This is a genomic window from Streptomyces sp. NPDC047706 (assembly GCF_043204795.1).
Taxonomy (GTDB): domain Bacteria; phylum Actinomycetota; class Actinomycetes; order Streptomycetales; family Streptomycetaceae; genus Streptomyces.
Map to the genome: position 1 here is coordinate 1 of NZ_JBIDCW010000018.1, position 20,022 is coordinate 20,022.

Annotated in this window: 22 protein-coding genes; 3 read left to right on the forward strand and 19 right to left on the reverse strand. The window is 71.0% G+C overall.

Features of this window, described 5'->3' with window-relative positions; all coding sequences use genetic code 11:
- The 14 genes from ACGF8A_RS21330 to ACGF8A_RS21395 all read right to left on the reverse strand — a co-directional run.
- On the reverse strand, positions 1-103 hold a 103-nt coding region (locus tag ACGF8A_RS21330; RefSeq protein WP_356048529.1), incomplete at its 3' end, for a biotin carboxylase N-terminal domain-containing protein.
- A gap of 1 nt (position 104) precedes the next feature.
- Complete coding sequence (locus tag ACGF8A_RS21335; RefSeq protein ID WP_393110398.1) at positions 105-680, reverse strand: flavin reductase family protein; 576 nt, start codon at positions 678-680, stop codon at positions 105-107.
- 42 nt (positions 681-722) lie between these two features.
- A complete protein-coding gene (locus ACGF8A_RS21340; protein ID WP_393110400.1) occupies positions 723-2,435 on the reverse strand; it encodes an NAD(P)/FAD-dependent oxidoreductase in 1,713 nt (570 codons plus the stop codon).
- Positions 2,436-2,570: 135 nt separating this feature from the next.
- Positions 2,571-3,626: a MarR family winged helix-turn-helix transcriptional regulator gene (locus ACGF8A_RS21345; protein ID WP_393110402.1), complete on the reverse strand. Its 1,056-nt coding sequence runs from the start codon at positions 3,624-3,626 to the stop codon at positions 2,571-2,573.
- 155 nt (positions 3,627-3,781) lie between these two features.
- The gene (locus ACGF8A_RS21350; protein ID WP_393110404.1) at positions 3,782-5,251 is read right to left on the reverse strand and encodes an MFS transporter; all 1,470 of its coding nucleotides are present in this window, start codon (positions 5,249-5,251) and stop codon (positions 3,782-3,784) included.
- Between the two features lie 93 nt (positions 5,252-5,344).
- Entirely contained in the window at positions 5,345-6,004 is a 660-nt protein-coding gene (locus ACGF8A_RS21355) for a hemerythrin domain-containing protein (RefSeq protein ID WP_393110407.1), read from the reverse strand.
- 140 nt (positions 6,005-6,144) lie between these two features.
- Positions 6,145-7,449 (reverse strand): cation:proton antiporter, encoded by a 1,305-nt coding sequence (locus tag ACGF8A_RS21360; RefSeq protein ID WP_393110409.1) that lies wholly within the window; start codon positions 7,447-7,449, stop codon positions 6,145-6,147.
- 67 nt (positions 7,450-7,516) lie between these two features.
- Positions 7,517-8,107, reverse strand: coding sequence for an NADPH-dependent FMN reductase (locus ACGF8A_RS21365; protein ID WP_393110411.1), 591 nt, complete (start codon positions 8,105-8,107; stop codon positions 7,517-7,519).
- Complete coding sequence (locus ACGF8A_RS21370) at positions 8,104-8,508, reverse strand: nitroreductase family deazaflavin-dependent oxidoreductase (protein ID WP_393110413.1); 405 nt, start codon at positions 8,506-8,508, stop codon at positions 8,104-8,106. Before ACGF8A_RS21370 ends, ACGF8A_RS21365 begins: the two co-directional genes overlap by 4 nt.
- 98 nt (positions 8,509-8,606) lie before the next feature.
- On the reverse strand, positions 8,607-9,098 hold the full coding sequence (locus ACGF8A_RS21375) for an ester cyclase (RefSeq protein WP_393110415.1): 492 nt from the start codon (positions 9,096-9,098) through the stop codon (positions 8,607-8,609).
- 3 nt (positions 9,099-9,101) lie between these two features.
- A complete protein-coding gene (locus tag ACGF8A_RS21380) occupies positions 9,102-9,677 on the reverse strand; it encodes a nuclear transport factor 2 family protein (RefSeq protein ID WP_393110417.1) in 576 nt (191 codons plus the stop codon).
- Entirely contained in the window at positions 9,674-10,045 is a 372-nt protein-coding gene (locus ACGF8A_RS21385; RefSeq protein ID WP_393110419.1) for a dehydrogenase, read from the reverse strand. Before ACGF8A_RS21385 ends, ACGF8A_RS21380 begins: the two co-directional genes overlap by 4 nt.
- A 381-nt stretch (positions 10,046-10,426) precedes the next feature.
- Positions 10,427-10,618: a hypothetical protein gene (locus ACGF8A_RS21390; protein ID WP_393110421.1), complete on the reverse strand. Its 192-nt coding sequence runs from the start codon at positions 10,616-10,618 to the stop codon at positions 10,427-10,429.
- Entirely contained in the window at positions 10,615-11,196 is a 582-nt protein-coding gene (locus ACGF8A_RS21395) for a hypothetical protein (RefSeq protein WP_393110423.1), read from the reverse strand. The genes ACGF8A_RS21390 and ACGF8A_RS21395 overlap by 4 nt, the downstream gene beginning before the upstream one ends.
- A 421-nt stretch (positions 11,197-11,617) precedes the next feature.
- Between ACGF8A_RS21395 and ACGF8A_RS21400 the strand changes: the two genes are divergently transcribed.
- Positions 11,618-12,388 (forward strand): response regulator transcription factor, encoded by a 771-nt coding sequence (locus tag ACGF8A_RS21400; RefSeq protein ID WP_393110425.1) that lies wholly within the window; start codon positions 11,618-11,620, stop codon positions 12,386-12,388.
- Between the two features lie 283 nt (positions 12,389-12,671).
- Here the strand turns inward: ACGF8A_RS21400 and ACGF8A_RS21405 are convergent, their stop codons facing one another.
- A complete protein-coding gene (locus tag ACGF8A_RS21405; RefSeq protein ID WP_393110427.1) occupies positions 12,672-13,652 on the reverse strand; it encodes a ScbA/BarX family gamma-butyrolactone biosynthesis protein in 981 nt (326 codons plus the stop codon).
- 222 nt (positions 13,653-13,874) lie between these two features.
- Between ACGF8A_RS21405 and ACGF8A_RS21410 the strand changes: the two genes are divergently transcribed.
- Positions 13,875-14,603: a ScbR family autoregulator-binding transcription factor gene (locus ACGF8A_RS21410; RefSeq protein ID WP_393110429.1), complete on the forward strand. Its 729-nt coding sequence runs from the start codon at positions 13,875-13,877 to the stop codon at positions 14,601-14,603.
- A 74-nt stretch (positions 14,604-14,677) separates the two neighbouring features.
- Here ACGF8A_RS21410 and ACGF8A_RS21415 read toward each other — a convergent pair whose 3' ends face one another.
- From ACGF8A_RS21415 to ACGF8A_RS21430, 4 genes are all read right to left on the reverse strand, one after another.
- On the reverse strand, positions 14,678-15,349 hold the full coding sequence (locus ACGF8A_RS21415) for a ScbR family autoregulator-binding transcription factor (RefSeq protein WP_393110431.1): 672 nt from the start codon (positions 15,347-15,349) through the stop codon (positions 14,678-14,680).
- Between the two features lie 182 nt (positions 15,350-15,531).
- The gene (locus ACGF8A_RS21420; RefSeq protein ID WP_393110433.1) at positions 15,532-16,338 is read right to left on the reverse strand and encodes an SAM-dependent methyltransferase; all 807 of its coding nucleotides are present in this window, start codon (positions 16,336-16,338) and stop codon (positions 15,532-15,534) included.
- Positions 16,339-16,526: 188 nt separating this feature from the next.
- Complete coding sequence (locus tag ACGF8A_RS21425) at positions 16,527-17,714, reverse strand: acyltransferase family protein (RefSeq protein WP_393110435.1); 1,188 nt, start codon at positions 17,712-17,714, stop codon at positions 16,527-16,529.
- Between the two features lie 249 nt (positions 17,715-17,963).
- Positions 17,964-18,239: a DUF1876 domain-containing protein gene (locus ACGF8A_RS21430; RefSeq protein WP_393110437.1), complete on the reverse strand. Its 276-nt coding sequence runs from the start codon at positions 18,237-18,239 to the stop codon at positions 17,964-17,966.
- A 233-nt stretch (positions 18,240-18,472) separates the two neighbouring features.
- On the opposite strand from ACGF8A_RS21430, the gene ACGF8A_RS21435 reads away from it, so the two are divergent.
- The gene (locus ACGF8A_RS21435; protein WP_393110439.1) at positions 18,473-19,972 is read left to right on the forward strand and encodes a metallophosphoesterase; all 1,500 of its coding nucleotides are present in this window, start codon (positions 18,473-18,475) and stop codon (positions 19,970-19,972) included.
- The last annotated feature ends 50 nt before the right edge of the window (positions 19,973-20,022 follow it).

A 20,022-nucleotide genomic window follows, 5' to 3' on the forward strand; every position in this document is an offset into this window, starting at 1 on the left:
CCGGGTCGGCGTAGACGGCCACGCTCGCGATCCCGGCGTCCCGGCAGGCCCGGGCAACGCGGACAGCGATTTCGCCACGGTTGGCGATGAGCACCCGGTGCATGTCAGGACACCCGTGCCGGTGCCGGCGGCTCGCCGGCCCGGCCGAACCGGCCGGCGCCGGTCTCCAGCGGACCCAGCGACCCGTCGAAGAAGATCAGAGGTTCCTGGCCGTGCTGCGGGACGCCCAGTTCCACCACTTCGCCGATGACGATGTCGTGGTCGCCGGCCGCGTGCACGTCGACGGTAGTACAGGCGATGTAGGCCAGTGCCTCGCTGAGCGCCGGCAGCCCGTCGCCGGTGAAGTGGTGCGGGACTCCGGCGAACGCGTCGGGACGCTTCTCGGCGAACCAGCGGGCCAGCGGCTGCTGCTGTCCGGACAGGAAGCTGACGGTGAAGCCGCCGCTCTCCTGGAGCAGGTCGTGCAGCCGGGACTGCTTGTGCAGGCAGAACAGCACGAGCGGCGGGTCCAGCGAGACCGAGGTGAAGGAGTTCACGGTGGTCCCCTCGGCCCGGCCGTCCGGGCCGGTGGAGACCACCGTGACGCCGGTCGTGAACAGGCCGCACACGCGGCGCAGACTCAGCGGCTCGATGGGCTGTCGCTCAGGGGTGCGGGTCAGCGACCGCGCTGCTGCGGACATGCTCATCCCTTTCATGAGGGTGTCGTGGGTGTGCCGCGCGGGTCAGAGGAGCTTGCGGACCTTGGAGCCGGCCTTGACGATGCCGAGCAGGAACTCCCGGCCGACGGCGTTCATCTCCGACGGCGCCTGCACCGACGCCCAGAACAGGAAGCGGGCCATCGTCGGCACCGACGGGTAGATGAAGCGCTGCTTCTCGTCCTTCCAGCCGAAGACCGGGTTGACGACGGGCGAGTCACGCAGGGTCCTGAAGATGATGTCGGCGGCCTCGTCACCGGTGATCGCGCCCGCTTCGTACTTCTCGCAGGCCTCGGCGGTGGTGTCGAGGATCTGCTTGAAGGAGTCGGAGTGGGGCCACCACAGACCCGGGTACCGGACCTGCTCCAGCTCCTCGAAGTGCTCCTTGCGGCCGTCGCGGGCGTGGTTCAGCCGGGCGCGGGTGAGCCGCATGGTGCCGGGGGTGATGAAGGAGCCCCACACCCGGAACACGGCGTTCCACAGGCGGAAGTGCGAGAAGGCGATGAAGGAGCTGTTGACCAGTTCGTCGTTGTACTGGAGCAGGCCCTGCTCCAGCCGCTCGACGTACTCGAAGCGCTCGGCGGAGAAGTCGCCGTCCTCGAGCGCGACCAGCAGCCGGGAGGTCAGCGCGTCGACGACCTCGAAGGTGTTGGACAGACCCCGGGAGTACAGCGCGTCGATGAAGCCGGCCGCGTGCGACATCAGGCACCAGCGGTCGCCGATGGTCTGCTTCGAGGAGTACTGGAGCCGGTCCGTGGACACCCACTCGCGCACCCGGGTCGCGCCGTCGAACTGCCGTTTGACAGCCGGGTACTTGTCGAGCCAGAGCTGGAACTCCTGCTCCGGGGTGAGGTCTTCGGGCTTGGGGTGGGTGCGCTCGTCGACGGTCAGACCCACGCTGCACAGCGGGTTGCGGGACTTGTCGTGGTTGTCGAACGGGATGATCCAGAACCAGCCGCGCTCGATCATGTGGTGCAGGGTGCCGGTGTGCCAGTCGGCCGGCGGGCGCAGGTCCTTGGGGTGGCCGCTGACGTCGTCGAACCGCTTGATGCCGACGTAGTGCGTGAACATCGAGCGGCTGTGGTGCTTGAAGCGGGCCGGCTTCTCCCGCAGGTCGAACTTGTCGGCGAGCGGTGAGCGGAAGCCGGAGGCGTCCACCAGGTACTTGGCCCGGTACCGCTCGGGCTGGGCGCCCGGCGCGGCGCTCCTCCCGGTGACGGTCACACCGTCGTCGTCGAAGTCGACCTCGCTCGCCCGCCAGTTCTGCCGGGGCGTGCACCCGTACTTGATCGCCACGTGGAACATGAAGGAGTCGCTGTCCTGGCGGTGCATGTGGCTGTTCTGGTGGAAGATCTTGGGCAGCGCCAGCTGGGTGGCCGCACGCGGGTCGGGTTCCTGGCCCACCTCGTGCTTGATGAAGCCGAAGTGCGCCTTGGTTCCGAAGGTCGGTCCGATGTCGCGGGTGGACGCCTGGACGCTGGACAGGCTCTTCAGCTCGGGAATGTCGTGCCGCTCGGAGAGGATGTGGATCCACTCCACGAGCTGCGGGGTCATGGACTCGCCGACGGCGAAGCGCGGGTGGGCGGTCGCGTCGACCAGCAGGACGCGCGCACCGTGCTTGGCCAGGATCGCGCCGGTCACGGAGCCGGCCAGGCCCGATCCCAGGATGACGACGTCGAAAGTCATCTCCTCGGGTATGTGTACCGATTCCGTCGCGCCTTCGGTCATCTTCGTGACCATGAACTGTCTCCTTCTTCGGATTCTTCGAGGCGGAACACCGCATGAAAAAAGGCCCTTCATTCGAGTGAATGAAGAGCCGGGGAAAAAGGCGTGAGGTAACCGCTGAATTAAGCGTGACAGGTTTTGGCCAGAGGATCAACCCCTGGCCGGAACGGTGGACTTGGAACTTTCGGAAAGATCGCTTCCGGAATGCCCACCGGAATTCCCGTCGGCCTGCTCGCCGGAATGCCCGTCGGCCTGCTCGCCGGAATACGAGCCGGTGTTCTCCGCCGGTTCGAGCAGTTTCAGCAGCAGTGCCCGCAGTTCGTCCTCGCCGCCGGGCCCGAGCATGGCGGCCACGTCGTGCGCCAGCTCGTGGACGGCCGCGGTGACGACGGCGAGCTTCTCGCGGCCCTCCCCGGTCACCTCGAGGGCGTACCGGCGCCGGTCGTGCGGGTCGCGGCCCCGGCGGACGAGCCCCTGTCCGACGAGCTCGTCGACGAGCTGCGAGGCGGCCGGCCCGGTGATGGCGAGGAACTCCGCGAGCTGCTGCTGCGAACACGGGCCGGAGGCCACGAGCGCGGACAGGGGCCCGTAGTGACGGACGCGCAGCCCGGTGCCGGTGAGCTTGTCGTCGCCGTGCCGGCGCAGCCGGAAATGGGCCTGTGCGACCAGGTACTCGGTGCCCTGCACCAGCGGCTGCGCCGACTCGGGCAGCAGCCGGGCGAGCAGCTCGTCGAGCCGGGCGGTCTGCTCACGGGAGAGCACGGCGGTCAGGTGGGCGTCCCGTTCGGCGACGGCGCGGCGCATGGAGCCCAGGGCCGTGCGGCCCCGGTCGGTCAGGGACAGCACGTACTGGCGCCGGTTGTCGGGGTTGCGGGTGCGCTGGACCTCGCCGCGGGCCTCCAGGCGGTCGATGACCTGCACCATGATCGTGCGGTTGATGCCGAGCCGCTCGGCGAGGTCGAGCTGGGACGCCCAGTCCTGGCCGGTGAGGGCGTCGAGGACGAGGAAGTCCCGGGAGTCGGTGCCGGTGCCGTCGGGGGTGGCGGAGAACTGGGCGTGGACCCGGCGCAGGAGGTAGCTGACATAGCCCGCGAGGGATTCCGGGAGCACTCCCGGGACCTCGGCGCTCTCCTCGGTCGTGGTGAGGGGAGTCGACGGGTTCACCGGGCTGACGGGCTCCTGGACCTTGTCGCGTGCACGCCGCAAAACAGCACCTCCTGTCCGAGTATAAGTGCGGTGCACCCGCCGTCCCCTCGGGTGCGCCGCGGTCCGGAGATCCAGTGGGTGACGTCAGCTCGACGCGGTGTGCGGGGAGGCCGGCGGCCCCGCCGCGGGGGAAGGGGCGGGGCCGCCGGGGTGTGTCACAGCGCGACGGGGGGCCGGGCTCCGTCCCGCTGCGGCTGCGGCGCCGCATTCGGCGCGGTGAGCAGCGCCGTCAGCAGGGCCAGCAGGTAGAGACCGCCACCGAGCAGGAAGCCGTACGAGTAGCCGCTGGTCAGCGCGTCGGGCGTGGCGGACTCGGACTCGTTCTGCGTGATCACGGTCGCCGCCGCGGCCAGCGCGGCGAGGCCGATCGCGCCACCGATCTGCTGCGCGGTGTTGACCAGGCCGGAGGCGGCCCCGGTCTCCTGCGGCGCGACCCCGCGGACGCTGATGATGGTGACGGCCACGAAGACCATGCCGAGGCCGAGTCCGGAGACCAGCTGCGCCGGCAGCAGCGCGACCCACGGGTTCTGGCCCGGCGCCAGCAGGCTGAACCAGACCATGCCGAGGATGCCGACCGTCAGGCCGACGGAGATCACCGCGCGCTCGGACATCCTGGCCAGCAGCTGCGGGCCGAGGGCGCCGGCCGCGAGCAGCATGCCCACCGCGTACGGCAGGTAGGCGACACCGGTGATCATCGGGTCGTAGCCCTTGACCAGTTGCATGTAGAGGGTGAGGAAGTAGAAGGTGGCGAGCATGCCCGCGCCGACCAGGAACATCACCAGGTTGGCGCCGAGGCGGCTCTTGTCGGCCAGGATGCCGCCGGGGATCATCGGCGCCCGCGCGGTGCGCTGGATGGTGACGAAGGCGATCAGCAGGACCACCGCGACGCCGAGGGAGACCATCGTGGCGGTGTCGTCGAGGCCTTCCTCACCGGCGCGGGTGATGCCGTAGACCAGGGCGCCGAAGCCGAAGGTGGCGGTGAAGGCACCCGGCACGTCGACCTTGCCGCGCTCACGGCCGCCCTCGACGAGGACGCCGGTGCCGACCAGGACGGCCAGGGCGATCGGGATGTTGACGAACATCACCCAGCGCCAGTTCAGGTACTCGGTCAGTGCGCCGCCGAGCAGCAGGCCGACGACCGAGCCGAGGCCGCCCATCGCGCCGTACACACCGAGGGCCTTGTTGCGGGCGGGGCCCGCGGGGAACGTGGTGGCCAGCAGGGACAGCGCGGTGGGCGCGGCGATGGCGGCGCCCAGACCCTGCAGCAGCCGGGCGGTGATCAGCAGTCCGCCGGTGGTGGCCAGACCGCCGAGCAGGGAGGCGGCGGTGAAGATGACCAGGCCGATCCGGAAGACCAGCCGGCGGCCGAAGAGGTCGCCGGCGCGGCCACCGGCCAGGAGCAGTCCGCCGAAGGCGAGGGCGTAGGCGGTGACGACCCAGCCGAGGCCGGCCTCGCTGAGTCCGAGGGCGCTCTGCATGCTCGGCAGGGCCACCGCGACGATCGTGTTGTCCAGGACGAGCATCAGCTGTGCTGCGGCGATGACCAGCAGCGCGAGGCCGAGTTTGCCGTCCTGCTGCGGCGGTGCCGCGGCCCTGGGGACCTGGGTGCGGTCTTGCAGCGACATGAGCTCTCTCCGATGTCTCTGGGATGCGGGGGTTTCACGGCGGGGGCCGGGGGTGCGGGGAGCGGAGGCGCCACCGGACGCGGGGGCCCTGTGTCAGCGGGCGGCGGAGCCGGCCTTGGCGCCCCAGATGTCCAGCGCCTCGTAGGCGGCGCGCCACTCGGTCTCGTAGGCGTTCTTCAGCGGGTCGGGCATCTTGCCGAGGATTCCGTCGAGTTTGGCGGCGGACATGTCGTCGAGCAGCCAGGGCAGGTAGAAGCGGGAGTCGTCGCCGACCCGGGTGCGCTGCTCTGCGCTGAAGGCCGCCCACTGCTCCTGGGTCATGGTGATGTCCATGAGCTTCAGGGCCTCGCTCTCCTCGTGGTCGAGGTGGCCGCCGAGCTGGGTGTGGAGGGTGTCCGTCAGCCCGCCGAGGCGCTCCAGGCCCGAGTCACGGTCGGCGAGGGCCGCGTCGATGTCGGCGAGCAGCGGGTCGATGACCGCGTGTTCGGCCTCCATCGCGTCCAGCAGGGCCAGCTCGTCGGGCTTGCCGGCCAGCGCCTGCTGCATCACCGGCCACACGGTGACGTCCTCGGACGTGTGGTGGATCGTCAGGAACTTCTTGAACAGCTCCCAGCCGACCGCGGTGCTCAGCACATGACGGGGGTCCTCGTCGACCCGGGCGGTGATCCGCGCGATCCGTTCCAGCTCGCGCCGGAGGGCGTCGTGGATGGCGAACATCATCGTCATGTCGAGGTTCTTGAACTCCTGGCTCATCACTGTCTCCCTCAGTGCCTCTGCTGCGTTGCCGTACCGCGAGACTATCGTCAACTTACTTATCCATCAATACACCCAACTAACAACCATCCAACCATCCGCCACCCAAGCAATGCCGGAAGAGCAGGTGAGAGGGGGTTTCAGCGGGTGCCGGCGGACTCCAGGACCGGCTCTTCCTGGCCGGTTCCTGTCGGGTTCTCGGCCGGATCCGGATCCTTCGCGCCACGGCGGATCCAGCTCAGCGCCGGGGAGGTCGCGGCCGTGGTGACCAGGGCCATCAGCACGAGGATCGTGAACAGGTCCGGGCCGATGACGCCCAGGCCGAGGCCGATGTTCAGCACGACCAGCTCGGTCAGGCCACGGCAGTTCATCAGTGCGCCGATGGACATCGCGTCCCGCCAGCCCCGGCCCGCGAGCCGGGCCGCGACCGAGCCGCCGCCCCACTTGCCGAGCACGGCGACGGCGAGCACGGCGCCCGCCCACAGCCACAGCGCGGGGTCGCCGCCCAGCAGCGACACATCGGTCCTCAGGCCCGTGACCACGAAGAACAGCGGCAGCAGCACCGGCACGGTGAAAGCCCGCAGCCGGCCCGCGGCGGCCTCGATCTTCCGCCGGCCACGCGGGGTGACCACACCGAACAGGAACGCGCCGAACAGCGCGTGCACACCGATCTCCTCGGTGGCGTAGGCGCTCAGGCACAGCCCGCTGAACAGCACGACCAGCACCACACCGTCGGCGTACTTGCGCTCGGCCCGCCCCGCCCACCGGCGCAGCACCGGCCGGACGAGACAGACCATGGCCAGCGTGAAGGCCAGGGCGTACGCGGCGGTGGTCAGCGCGTCCAGCGGCGAGCTGCTCTTCGTCACCGCGACCACGGCCGCCAGCAGGCACCAGGCGGTCACGTCGTCCACCGCGGCGCAGGCCATGGCCAGCGCGCCCACCCGGGTCCGGTACAGGCCCCGGTCCGTGAGGATGCGGGCCAGGACGGGGAAGGCGGTGATGCTCATCGACACCGCGATGAACATCACGAACGCCGTCCTGTCGGTGCCGGCGGGGGCGAAGGTGCCGTACATGCCGAAGGCCAGCAGGGCGCCCAGCAGCAACGGCAGCGCGATGCCCGCCTGCGACACGGCCACCGCGGTACGGCTGTGCCCGCGCAGCGCCTTGAGGTCAAGTTCCAGCCCGATGAGGAACATGAAGGCGAGCAGCCCGATGTTGCCCAGGACGCCGAGGTACGGCAGCACGGACTGCGGGAAGAGCCAGGCCTGCGCGCCGGGCCACAGCCAGCCCAGCAGCGAGGGACCGAACAGGATCCCCACGACGATCTCGCCCACCACGGGCGGCTGCCCGAGCCGCCGCACGAGCTGGGCGCCGGCCCGGCAGGCCAGGATCACCGCGGGCACGGCTGTCAGCAGATCGGGAAGGGGATCGGGAACAGCGGCCATCACACGTCTCCTGTGGAGGGTTCGGGGAAGGAAAAGCGCGCGGGCGTCCGGTGTCACCGACGGTGCGTCAGGAGGCGTACGGGCGTGCCGCCTTCGCCTCGCGCAGTGCGCGGGCCCACCACAGCAGCTGGTCCAGCATGAGCTTGACCGCGGATTCCGCACCCTCGGGGTCGGCGGGGAAGCGGCCCTCGGCGTCGTAGTGTTCGAGGATCCTGGGGAAGGTGACGACGTCCTTCATCCCCACGCAGTGGAACTCGGCGAAGATCTGCCGCAGATGCTCGATCGCGCGCACCCCGCCGGCCGTGCCGAGCCCGTAGCCGACGAAGCCGACCGGCTTGGCCTGCCACTCGGACTGGAAGCTGTCGATCAGGGTCTTCAGCGGGCCCGGCACGCTGCGGTTGTACTCCGGTACGACCACGACGTACGCCTCCGCCCCGGTCAGCCGGGGCCGCAGTGCCGCCGCCGTCGGGTCGTCCGCGTCCAGGCTCGCGGGCAGCAGGTGCTCGGCCACGTCGAGGACGTCCAGCACCAGGTCGTCACGGCGGGAGGCCACCCTGGCGAACCAGCCCGCGACGTCCGGCGCGAGCCGTCCGTCCCGTGCCGAGCCGACGAGGAGCGTGACCCGCAGCGGGCGCGTCACCGGTCCGGACGCGCTCATCGCCGTACCGCCGGTCCCGGCGCGGTCACCGGCGTCAGCGCCAGGAACTCCTTGGCGTCGACCCGGGAGAGGATGCGGCGGGTCAGGGCCGGCATCTTCGTGGTGCCGTCGTCGGCGAAGACCACCGGGTTCGTGACCTGCACGCGCCGGCCCCGGGTGGTGATCTCGCAACCTCCGGCCGCCAGCACGTTCTTGACCCAGTCGGACCCCGGCCCGTACGGCAGGGTGATGACGATGTCCTCGCCGCGCCGGAACAGCTTCACCGGCGTGGCGAACTCGCGCCCCGACCTGCGGCCGCGGTGGTGCACCTTGCCGAAGCCGGGCAGCCGGCTGAACAGCGGGCCCACCAGATGGTTGGCGAACTTCCGGTTGAAGCGGGCCACTTTCCTGTCGATCGGCACGGATCTTCCCTCCCTGTGAGCTGTCGGTTGCCCCGGAACGCCGGACGGGCGCCGCATCGTCCACCGACGGCGGGCGCCCGTCCGGACCGGGGCGTGGGTCAGGCGGCCGGCTTGCCCGCGCCGGGTCCGCCGTTCGCGCCGGCCGGGGTCAGGGGGCCGGCCGGCTTGCCGCCGGACTTCAGGAAGCGCTCCAGGGTGAAGTTGTCGACGATGCCCCAGCGCTCGGCGATCTTGTCGCCCTCGAAGCGGAACCAGATGATCGCCTGGTGCTGCACCTGCAGCCCGGTCGCGGGGACGCCGATGAACGGACCGGTGTGCCTGCCGTGCATCACCCAGCGGATCGCGGCCTTGTCGCCCATCGAGATGAAGTCGAGGATCTCGTAGCGGATGTCGCTGAACGCGGACTGCTGGATCTTGATGGTGTGCTTGAACGCCTCCGGGCCGCGCATGGAGTCGTCGTGGCTGCCGTTGTTGCGGAAGTCCGCGGTCAGATAGCGGTCGGCGGCCGAGAGGTCACCGAGGTCCAGGCCCTCGTGGAAGACCTTCTCGATGACCTCGCGCTGCTGCTCGGCGGTGAGCGTGGTGGGCATGCGTCAGTTCTCCTTCGTCGCTGCTGTTGCTGATGCCGCTGATGCGGTCGCGGTGGCGTTCCCGCGGGTGTCGAGGGTCTTGACGTCGACCTGGGTCACGCCCCTGGGCACGGCTCCCGTGGTCCACGAGATGCGCAGCCGCAGCCGGCCGAAGCGCCAGCCGTCCGGCGTACGCCGTGCCGAGCCGGTGAACCGCCCGCCGAGCTGGAAGTACTCGGAAGGGTCCGGCGGCAGGGGCGAGCCGTGGTGCACATGGGACGCGATCAGGCTCCAGCTGAGCTCGGCCCGGTCGCCGTCGAGGTCGGCGGAGCTGTCGGAGCCGTGGTGATGCGTACGGCCCCAGCGCGCCATGATCTCTGTGGTGAAACCGCCGACACCGGTGATGCCGCGGTGGCTGCCCACCGGGAAGGTCATCTCGATGTCCTCGGTGAACAGGGACTTGGCCCAGGCCTCGTCGAAGCTGCCCTCGTCGAGGCTGGCCAGATAGCGGCCGGCGAGCCGCTGGAGCTCGGCGAGGTCGGCAAGCCGGGCGACCTCGGCGGCCAGGGCGGCCGGATCCGCCGCCTGCGGCCGGGTCATGACACCCGGCGCGCTTCGGTGGTGGCGTCCGTCCCGTAGATCACGGCGCCGTCCGGGCCGTGCACGACGGCCTTGCCCTCGCCGGTGAGCGAGTCACCGTCACGGCGGGCGCTGATGTCGATCTGTATGTAGGCGGCGTGGTGGCCGTTGGGGCTGATCTGGGTGACGTCGAGGTTGAAGTCCTCGCGCAGGGAGAATTCCAGTCCGGTGTCGCCGGTCACGGTCCACGAGCCGGTGCCGGTGCTCTTCTTGGTCGTGACCGAGAGCGAACCGTCCTGCTCGAAGGTGACCGTGTAGTCGTCCACCTCGCCGTCGTGCGTGACCGTACCCGTCCAGCGTCCGACGGGCGTCCAGGGAGAAACAGGCATCGACCACACTTCCTCTAGTCGGGGAAACCCGGGTGACACCCGGGGAAACCCGAGGGAACTCGGGAAACAAAAAATCCGCGTCCAGGCCGGAGGACCGGCGTGGACACGGATTTCGAGTCAGGGCATGAAGGTGCCGGAAAAAGTGTGACACCTTGGCCTGAGCTTCGTCAACTCCGGTCTTACGGGCACCACTTGATGAAGGACCGGTAAACGGAAAAGAAGCAGCCCCCGCGGCCTGGGGGCCGGCCTCGGGGGCTGCTCGACGGGATCCCCGCACGGATCCGCGTTTCTTCTTCGGAGTCGTCCTGACGATCCGCTCATGACGGTCGGGTGGATAATTGCAGGTCGTTATTCCCCGGCGCCGTTGCCGGAGATCGGGAATTACCGGGAATCGTCCCGGCGGTTCAGCCTGAACAGTTCGTCCAGGTCGTACTCCGCGCGCTGCGGACCGCCGTACCGGGTGATCTTCCGGCGGCTCGCCCACTTGCGGATGGTGGCCTCGGAGACCCCCATCGCGAGGGCGGCCAGCTCCGTGGAGACCCTCCGCTGTCGCCGGTACGCCTCCTCGGTCACGCGGCCTCACCCTTCAGCCGGTCGGCCAGGCGCATCCACTGGTGCGGCGGCAGGGCGTGCCCGGCGTCGCACGTGACGTGGCTGGGCACCCGGCCGCCGGCCGCGGAGGTGACCCCGTGCAGCGCCCCGTCGCACCCCGGCTCCAGGCACGGGCCGAGCGGGAACCTGCGCACCTGGCCGGGGCCGAACAGCTTGCCAAGACCGGTGAGCAGTTCGGCGACCTCCTCGTCGAAGTCGACGGCCGCGGGGTGCAGGGCCAGCCACGGCAACTGCTGCCGCAGAAAGAGCACCAGGCTGTCCATCCGCGGCTCCCGGGGCCGCAGCGCGCGGTCCCGCCGCTCGTCCACCACGAGCCGTGCCCACTGCGCGAGGACGTCGGTGACCTGGGTCCGCAGGGCCACCGCGTCGTCGTCCAGCACGATGCCCACGGTGCTCCGGCTGCCGCTGACACGCTCACGCAGCCGGGGTGTGGCCCGGGTGAGGGCCTGGTCGCTCTCTTCGTAGAGTTCGAGCAGCGTACGTAACTCCCGGTGCAGCCGGCCCACGCACCTGGCGCAGATCCGACCGCACAGGGGCACACAGTCTCTGCTCCTGTGGTCGTCGGCGAGTTGCCGAACCTCGTGCATTCGAATCCCCCCGGATCTCTGGGTTCTCCTGAGACTTCCTCCATGCTCGCGGCCGCCCTGACGCGCTGCAACGCAGGCCCGTTCAGGGTTTGGGCAAGCATCTGCAGTTGTGTGAACGGACCGTCAGGGCAGTGTGAGACGGCCTGAATTGGCCGTGCGCAGGGCCGGGTCCGGCGGTCGGCGACGCCGCGTCCCCGGAGGGACCGGTTCCGCCGCCGGGCCGGTCCGGTGGCTCCCGGGCAAGGCTTGAAGACCGGCCGATCCGTTTGATAAACATAGCAGAAGATACCGTTCGACCAGTTTTTTTCGACCACCCTTCAGACCTGCGGCGGACCGCTCCGGCGCAGGTGGGCCACGGCGCTGGGAGACACCGATGAGGACCGTTCTGATCGTCGATGACGATGACGGCGTGGCCGAATCGCTCGCGCAGGCCCTGACCGTGCACGGGTTCGCCGCGCTGCGCGCCGCGACCGGGGCCGACGCGCTGGACCTGCTGGACGACGTGTCGCTCGTCCTGCTCGAACTCAGCCTGCCGGACCTGGCGGGGCACGAGGTGTGCCGCCGCATCCGGGAGCGGTCCTGCGTGCCGATCCTCGCGATGAGCGACCGGGCCGAGGAGCTGGACCGGGTGATGGCGTTCCACATGGGCGCGGACGCGTTCGCCTACAAGCCGGTGGGCTCCTACGAGTTGAGCGCCCGCATCCAGGCCCTCTTCCGGCGCACCGGGCACTGCCCCGGACACGACGACCACGGCCGGCAGCCGCAGCCCGCGGACCGGCCGGCACCCGCCGTGCCCTCGCCCCGGGACATGCTGGGCGCCGGCCCGCTGGAACTCGACCTGCGCACCCGCACGGTCGCCCTGCACGGCGAGGAGATCCCGGTCACCCGGAGGGAGTTCGACCTGCTGGCCCTGCTCATGGAGGAGCCCGGCACGGTGCACCGGCGCCAGGACATCATGGCCCAGGTCTGGGACGAGAACTGGTTCGGCTCCACCCGTACCCTCGACGTCCATGTCGGCTCCCTGCGCGGCAAGCTGGGCAACCGCGAATGGATCGAAACGGTCCGCGGCATCGGCTACCGCCTGGTGATTCCGCCCAAGGCCCTCACCCCGGTACGGCAGACGGCCGAGCAGCAGGGAGGCTGAACGGGGGGACGGCTCGGGGGACGGCTCGCGTGCGTCCGTCCGGCGGAATCGAACCCCGGGACCCGCGCGTACCCAAGGCACACGCCTCACGACCCCCGGGGCGCACGCGACGCGTCCGCCCCACGATCCCCTCACGTACGCGAGTCGCACGTCTTCCGTACGCCCCGCCCGCCCCGTCCGCCCGTTCAGCCTCTCTGCTGCTCGCCCGTTCACACGACCGTGCCCCCTCCCCGCACCCGTGCGGGAAGGGGGCACCCCCATGGCGTTCGGGTGTGCCGGGCCGTCAGGCGTGTGGGGCCGCGGTGTCCAGGATGGTGACCGTGCAGACGCCGGCCACCGAGCCCCCCTGATGGAAGTCCACCCGCAGGCTGCGCCGCCCGAGCTCGTCCACCGTCGGTGCGGATGCCGACACCACGCAGGGCGTGTCCAGCTCGACGTAGCGGTGGAACGAGGCCTCGCACCCGACCAGCAGGCCGTGCGGCAGCCCCAGGCGGGCCAGGGCCGCCTGCCGGGCGGCCTCCATGACGAGCATGCCCGGCACATGGTCCACCGGGTGGTCGAACAGGACCGGGTGGGTGTGGTCGACGCGCAGCAGGTGCACCGCACCCTGGTCGTTGCCGGCCTCCCCGCCCGGCACGCCCAGCACGACGTCGAACTCCCGTGACCGGCCCACGAGTTCCGGCTCCACCGCCGGGATGAGCGTGCACGCCGGACGGACTTCCGCCCGCTCGCCGCGCAGCCTGCGGTACACCCCCGGGGCCACGCAGTCACTCGCGGCGTACCCGTGCCCGATGAGCGTGCCGTCCCGGTGCGCGAGCACGTCGCAGGAGAACGACACGACGTGTTCCCGGCGGCAGCGGATGTCCTTGAGCGTCACTTCCAGCACCACGTTCGCCGGCGCCCCGGCCAGGCGTGCCCCCTCCTCGGTGATCTCGAACGAGGTGCCCTTGGTCAGGAACCGGTGCCCCTGCGGGATGCCGAGCGCCTGGTGCGCGAGGAGCAGCCCGGCCTGGCGTATCGATTCTCCCAGCACCATGGGGTCGTGCCAGCGCCCCGCGACCGGGCCGTAGTAGCTGTGTCCGCGGGCCCACTGCGCACCCACGCGGTACACGTCGCGTCTGTGCGGCCGGACCCCCGTGATGAGGACTTCCGAGACCGCCGCACGGTGCACGAGCCAGCGTGGCACCGTGCGCTCAAAGAGGTCGACCTCCCCGTTTTCGAGAGTTAAAAATTCCAGTCGGTCGGCTTGCACAAGTGCACTCATCGTGTGCCTCCTGAGGCGCGAAAGGAATGCGGCCTTCCGCGAGCGGAACAGGACAGGGCTTACATGGGCCGCCGTCGTGCATGGCAACGCCGCTGCCGTAAGCGTACTAGCTGACTGGTTTTTTTTCTCTTGGACATGGCAGTCTTTTACCAAGGGACAATCGACGGGACCGGCGGGGGTGGGCGACCGTCACCGGTCCGTCGACGGACAGGAGGTAGGCACGTGGCCAGGGTCAGGCAGGAACGGGCCGAGATCACCCGGCAGGCGATCCTCGACGGAGCCGCGACAGCCTTCGACGCGACCGGCTTCGGCGGGACGAGCCTGAGTGACGTCGCACAGCAGGCGGGTGTCACCAAGGGCGCGCTCTACTTCCACTTCGCCTCCAAGGAGGCCCTCGCCCGCGCGCTGGTCGACGAGCAGTTCCAGTCCACCGACCTGATCGCCGGGGAGCTGATGCCGGGCGTGCAGACGGTGATCGACATGGGGCACCGTCTGGCGCACGGACTGCGCACCGACGTCCGGCTGCGCGCGGGGATAAGGCTGGTGGTGGAGTTCGGTTCGTTCGTCGACCCCGACCCCACGCCGTACAACTCGTGGATCAGCATCGTGCGGGACTGCCTGGCGCCCGCCCAGGGCCGTGGCGACCTCTTCCCGGAGATCAACGTCACCGATCTGGCCACCTTCGTGTGCGGCTCGTTCACCGGCCTACAGCTCGCGTCGTACGTCCGCACCGGGCGCGAAGACCTGCACGAGCGGGTCGCGGACATGTTCCGCTACCTGCTGCCGGGCATCGCCCCGGCGGACCGGCTCGCCGCCCTCCAGCCGTCCGGCTCCCCCAAGTGCCGCGCCGAGCTGGGGCTTGCGCCGCTCGACGACGACCGGCCGGCGGAGCGGGAGCCGGAGCGGGGACAGGAACAGGGGCAGGGGCAGGGACGGGGACAGACCGACTGACCGGTAGGCGACGAAGACGGGCGTGCTCGGCGACGCGCGCCGCTGACGGCGCCCCGGCCGAGGCCCCCCGCCCCTCACGACACGGACGGCGCCGTGGTCCGTACCGTCCGCAGCCCGTCCTCCGACGCCAGCGCGGGCAGCGTCAGTTCCCACAGGTCGGCCAGCCAGCTCTCGCACTCGTCCGCCGGTACGCCGAGCCATGTCAGGGTCTCCAGCCCGCAGACGGCCGCCGCCACCGGTGTCCGCGCGGACGACTCCGGTACGGAGTCCCCGAGTTCACCGGCCCGGCGGGCCTCGTCCAGCAGACCGCCCAGCCGCCCCAGCCACTGCCCGTAGAAGTCCGGGGCGCTCTCGTCGGCGGGCAGGGCACGGCCGACAACGATGCCGCCGGCGTCCCCCGGCTCCCGCTCACGCGCGATCCGCACCGACGCGCGCACGAACACGTCCTCGCGCAGCAACCGCCCCAGCACGTACGTCATATCGACCACGAGCTGGAGATACGTCCCACCGGTCGCCTCCAGCTGGAGCACCGCGCACTCCATGGCCTCCCGGCCGCGGTCCTGCACGGCCATGGCGACCTCGTCCTTGGTGGAGAAGTGGAAGAACAGCGCTCCCTTGGTCACCCCGGCATGGTGGCTGATGTCGGCCAGCGTGGCCCGCACGTAGCCGTTCCGCGCGAACTGCTCGGCGGCGGCGACCACCAGCCGTTCGACGGTCCGCTCGGAGCGTTTCTGTTTGCCTGCCATCCGACCGCTCCTCGAAGCAACCCGTTACACCTCCTGCATGGGTCCTTCATACGCCTCGGCACCGCAGCGGAAAGCAAGCCCAGTGTCAGATGAACAAAAAGATTCCAAATCCTCACACGTTCCCGCGCCGATCCGCACGACGGGCCGGCCCGCGGGGGCGGGGCCGGCCACGCCCGGGTGGGTCAGTTCTTCACGGCGACGGCGGCGAAACCGGCCGTGTCCTCACGGTTGGTTTGGTAGTCCGCGTCGGAGGCCCGCTCGTCCGCCGTCTCCCACTCGTTGACGGACACCACACCGGGTTCGAGCACGGTCCAGCCGTCGGTGGCCACGAAACGGGTGATCTCCGCGCGGGAGCGGGAGGCGAGGTCCACCCGGAGGTTCGTGTACAACTCGTCGACCGCGGCCCGCACCGGCGCGGAGACGTAGTCGGGGCTGGAGTGGGTGAGGATGACGAGGCTGCCGGGGGCCAGCGCCCCCTTGTAGCGCTCGACGGTGCCGTACGGGTCCTCGGAGTCGACGACGAAGTGCAGCAGGGCGCCGAATAGGACGGCCACCGGCTGGGAGAGGTCCAGCAGTTCCTTGGTCGCGGGGGCGGACAGGACCGCATCCGGATCGCGGAAGTCCGCGTCGAGGTACGAGGTGCGGCCGTCGGACCGCTCGCCCAGGATGCGGCGGGCGATGTCCCCGACGACCGGGTCGTTGTCGACGTAGAGCACCTTGGCCTCGGGGGCGACCTCGTGCGTGGCGGCCGCGGCCGGAATGCCGCAGCCGATGTCCAGGAACTGGCTGATGCCACGCCGGGTGGCGGCGCGCACCGCCCGGTTGAGGAAGCGCCGGTTGGCGCGCGCCCCCAGCGGGCCGCCGGGCAGCAGCTTCACGATGCCGTCCGCCGCGGCGCGGTCCACCGGGAGGTTCTCGGAACCTCCCAGGAAGTAGTCCATGATGCGCGCGGCGTGCGGCACCTGGTCGGGGGTCATGGTCTCGGGCATGTCCACACATCCTTGGTGAGGGGCTGAAGCGCATGCGGGGAGCCCGCGCACGGCCGGCCGGCCCGGCGAGGGGCCAACAGAAAAGGCGACATCCAGAACCGGTCGCTACCGGTGGATGTCGCCTTAGTCATGCCGTTTCAGGGCAAACGGGCTCCGCGAGGAAGCGTGACATGTGCACGCGTCCGGTGTCAACGGAGGCTGGGCGTCCGCTCGGCCGGGCCCGTTGCCGCCTCCCTCCGGCGCGGGCGGCCGAGGTGCTTCATCGCCGGCCGCTCGACCAGCGCGTACAGCAGATACGCGAGGACGGTGGTGACGACCCAGGCGAGCAGGCAGAGCCCGACGGCCTCGGCGAAGCTGTACGGGGCGTGCCCGGCAAGGTACTTGCTGCCGCCGATCAGCACGGCGGCCTGGAGCAGGTAGAAGGCGAAGGACACCTCGCCGAGCCAGGTCGTCACCCGCCCCCGGAACGGCGAGCGCCGCCCGCGCAGATCGGCGACCGCGGCGGCCGGGACGAGCAGCCCGAGCGGGATCACCCAGACCGCGGAAAGGGCGTACAGGTACGGCACTTCGAGCGCGACCGCGTAGGCGGCGACGCACAGCGCCGCCGCCTGCCACAGCCGCACGCCCACCCAGCGGTCGGTCAGCACGAGCCGGGCGAGCAGCATGCCGAGCACGAACTCCAGCATCCGGACCGGCGGCAGCTGGTACACGAACCAGTTCTGCACCTCGCTGACCTGCCAGCCCGGGAGCCGGGCCTCGCCCGGCAGCACCGCGTAGGCGAAGGCCGGTACGGCGACCACGGCGGCCACGAACCCCGCCGTCCACGCCCACAGCCGGGCCGGGGAGATCGCCTTCACCGCGCGGTGCAGCAGCGGGAAGCACAGGTAGAACAGCAGCTCGCAACCGAGCGACCAGCTGGGGGCGTTGACACTGAAGGACACCGCCGGGTCCCAGGACCAGGTCTGCACCAGCAGCAGGTTGGGCAGCCAGTGCTGCCAGGCGGTGGTGGTCGCGCCGGCGAAGACCACCAGGGAGACCACGAAGGTGACGAGGTGGTTGGGGTACAGCTTGACCAGGCGGCGGCGCATGAACCGGCCCGGGGTGTCCGTGGGGCGGGCGGACCAGGTCAGGATGAATCCGCTGAGGATGAAGAAGAACGACACCCCGAGCCCGCCCGCGATCCCGAACAGCCGGGCCGCCTCCTGTCCGGCCCGCCCGCCGAAGGGGCTGAGCTGTGGGCTGGTGACGTGGTACAGGAACACGGCCGTCGCCGCGTAGAAACGGAGCCCCGTCAGCGACGGCAGCCCGGCGAGCGACGGTGCCCGCCCGGTCCGGGCGGGCACACTCTCCTGGGGTCGGTGGGTCGGGATGGTCACGGATCTCTCCTTCGCGCGGCATGAAAAAGACACCGCGCGGCAGGCCGGGGGGCCTGCCGCGCGGTGTCGACAGCATGAGGCGGAGCACAAGGAAAAGAGAACGGTCAGCGGGCGGGAGACCCCGGCCCGCGGAGGGGCGCTCGGGGCATGCATCAACCGCCGCCAAGAGCGTGACAGCCCCCCTTCGCGGAAGTCAACCCGCTCCGGGTGCCGTCACGCCCCTGCCGGCCGGGCCGCGCGGGACGCGGGTCAGACGTGGATCGGGTGCGACGTGCGCCCCGACGCCGAGTCGATCTCGTCGTGCGCCTTGGTCAGCAGGCGCATGGCGAGTTCGTTCAGCGCCCGTGCTCCCGCGATCTCCTCGCCCACCCGCGGCTGATTGGGGTCGGTGTGGTGCCGGCTCGCCTGTCCGTGGGCCCGCACCTCGGTCCCGTCGGGCAGGCGTACCAGCGCCGCCGCCCTTGTGTGGGTGTCGTCCTCCTGGAACTCCAGCTCGACATGCCATCCCACAGTGGTGTGCATCATGACGATCACCTCCGGACCACCTGTCTCCAGGATCACCCGTTGCCGGCGTCACTTCCAGGGTGCTCACCCGTCGCCGGCGTTGCTTCCAGGTGCTCACCCGTCGCCGCCGTTGCTTCCAGGGTGCTCCCCGAATGCCCGGCTTGTCGCGTTCCCGTCCCTCCTGTCGTGTTCCGGACCCGGGTACGCCGCCCCGGCCACGGCCCCCGTTCACTGCCACCGGGCACGAAGACGGCATGCGCTGCTGCCCGACCGCTGCCCAAGCCGCCCGCTCGGCCCTCGGGGCCCTCTGCGCCCTCCCCGCTCCCCACCACGTCCTGCGCTCCGCCGCCCTGCTGGCCCCTGTCGTCCTGCACGGACTGCGCACGCGGCACTGCGGCCCCGTCGCCGCGGTCCAGCTGGAACTGGTCACCCTCGCCGAGGACCACGCCGTGATCACCTGGTTCACGGGTGTGCCCGGAACGGACGACGGGCTCGGCCAGATGTTCCCGGCGCCCACCGAGGGCGAGGTGGTGTACGGCACCCATCCGGCCCGCCTGGACCGGGTGGCGGGCGAGGACCGGCCGACCGCTCACCACCAGGTGGAGCTGACGGATCTCGAACCCGGCCGGACGTACTACTACCAGGCCCGTTCCCGGGGCGTCCCCGCCACGCCCACCCCCCTGCACCTGGCCGGCGGCAACGCGGTGGGCACCCTGCCGCACGGCCTGGACACCCCGGCGGGTCCGTACGCCTTCACCACGCCGCAGCCCCCACCGGGCCGCCACCTGCTGTCGGTCGCCCTCTGCAACGATCTGCACCTGGGCGAGACGACGGCGGGCCTCGTGGCCGGGCTCCCGCTGCTGCGCGGCGTGTCCCAGGCGCCGGGGCGTGCCCCGTACCCGGAGATCATGAGCCGGGCGGTGGTCGCGGAGGCCCTCCGGCGCGGGGCGGACCTGCTGCTGGCCGCCGGGGACGTCTCGGCGGGCGGCGCGCCGCGCGACCTGGCGACGGCACGGCGCATCCTGGACGGTTTCGGTACCCACGGACGGGACTACTTCGTCGTACGGGGAAACCACGACCGGGCGGGCCCCGGCGGCGACCCGTTCCACCGGGCGTTCGGCTCCGGCACGGCAGACCCCACGTACTTCGCCCGCGAGGCCGGCGGCCTGCGGATCATCGGCCTCGACACCTACGAGAAGACCGGCACCGGCGGCGACGCCGGCGGGATGGGGGCGGAGCAACTGGCCTGGCTGCGGGCGCGGTTGCGGGAGGCGAGGGAGCAGCCGACGCTCGTCTTCGGCCACCATCCGCTGACGGTACGGCAGTCCCTGTTCCCGGTGAGCGCGGGTCAGCGCCTGGCCCGCGCCCAGGCCCGCGCGATCCTCGCGGCCTACGCCGCCGCGCGGGGCGTCTTCCTGCATCACGCCGGCCACACCCACCGCAACAAGCGCACGGTCCTGCACGAGGCGCCGCACGTCACCTTCCAGGAGGTGAGCGCGGTGAAGGACTATCCGGGCGGGTTCAGCCTGCTGCGCCTGCACACGGCCGGATACGCCCTGAACCACTACACGCCCCGGGACGCCGCGGCCCGCGCCTGGGTGGAGCGCAGCCGCCGGGTCGCGGGCGGCCTGTGGGCGCACCACGCGCTCGGCCACTCGGTGACGGACCGCAACAGTGTCGCGGCCCACGACCTGTCGGGCATCACCCGCCCGTCGCCGCGGGACCCGCTGCCGGGCCGGCTCACGGCGGCATAGCCCGCGACGGCGGCGGACCGGCGCCGGAGACCACGCCGGCATCAGCCCAT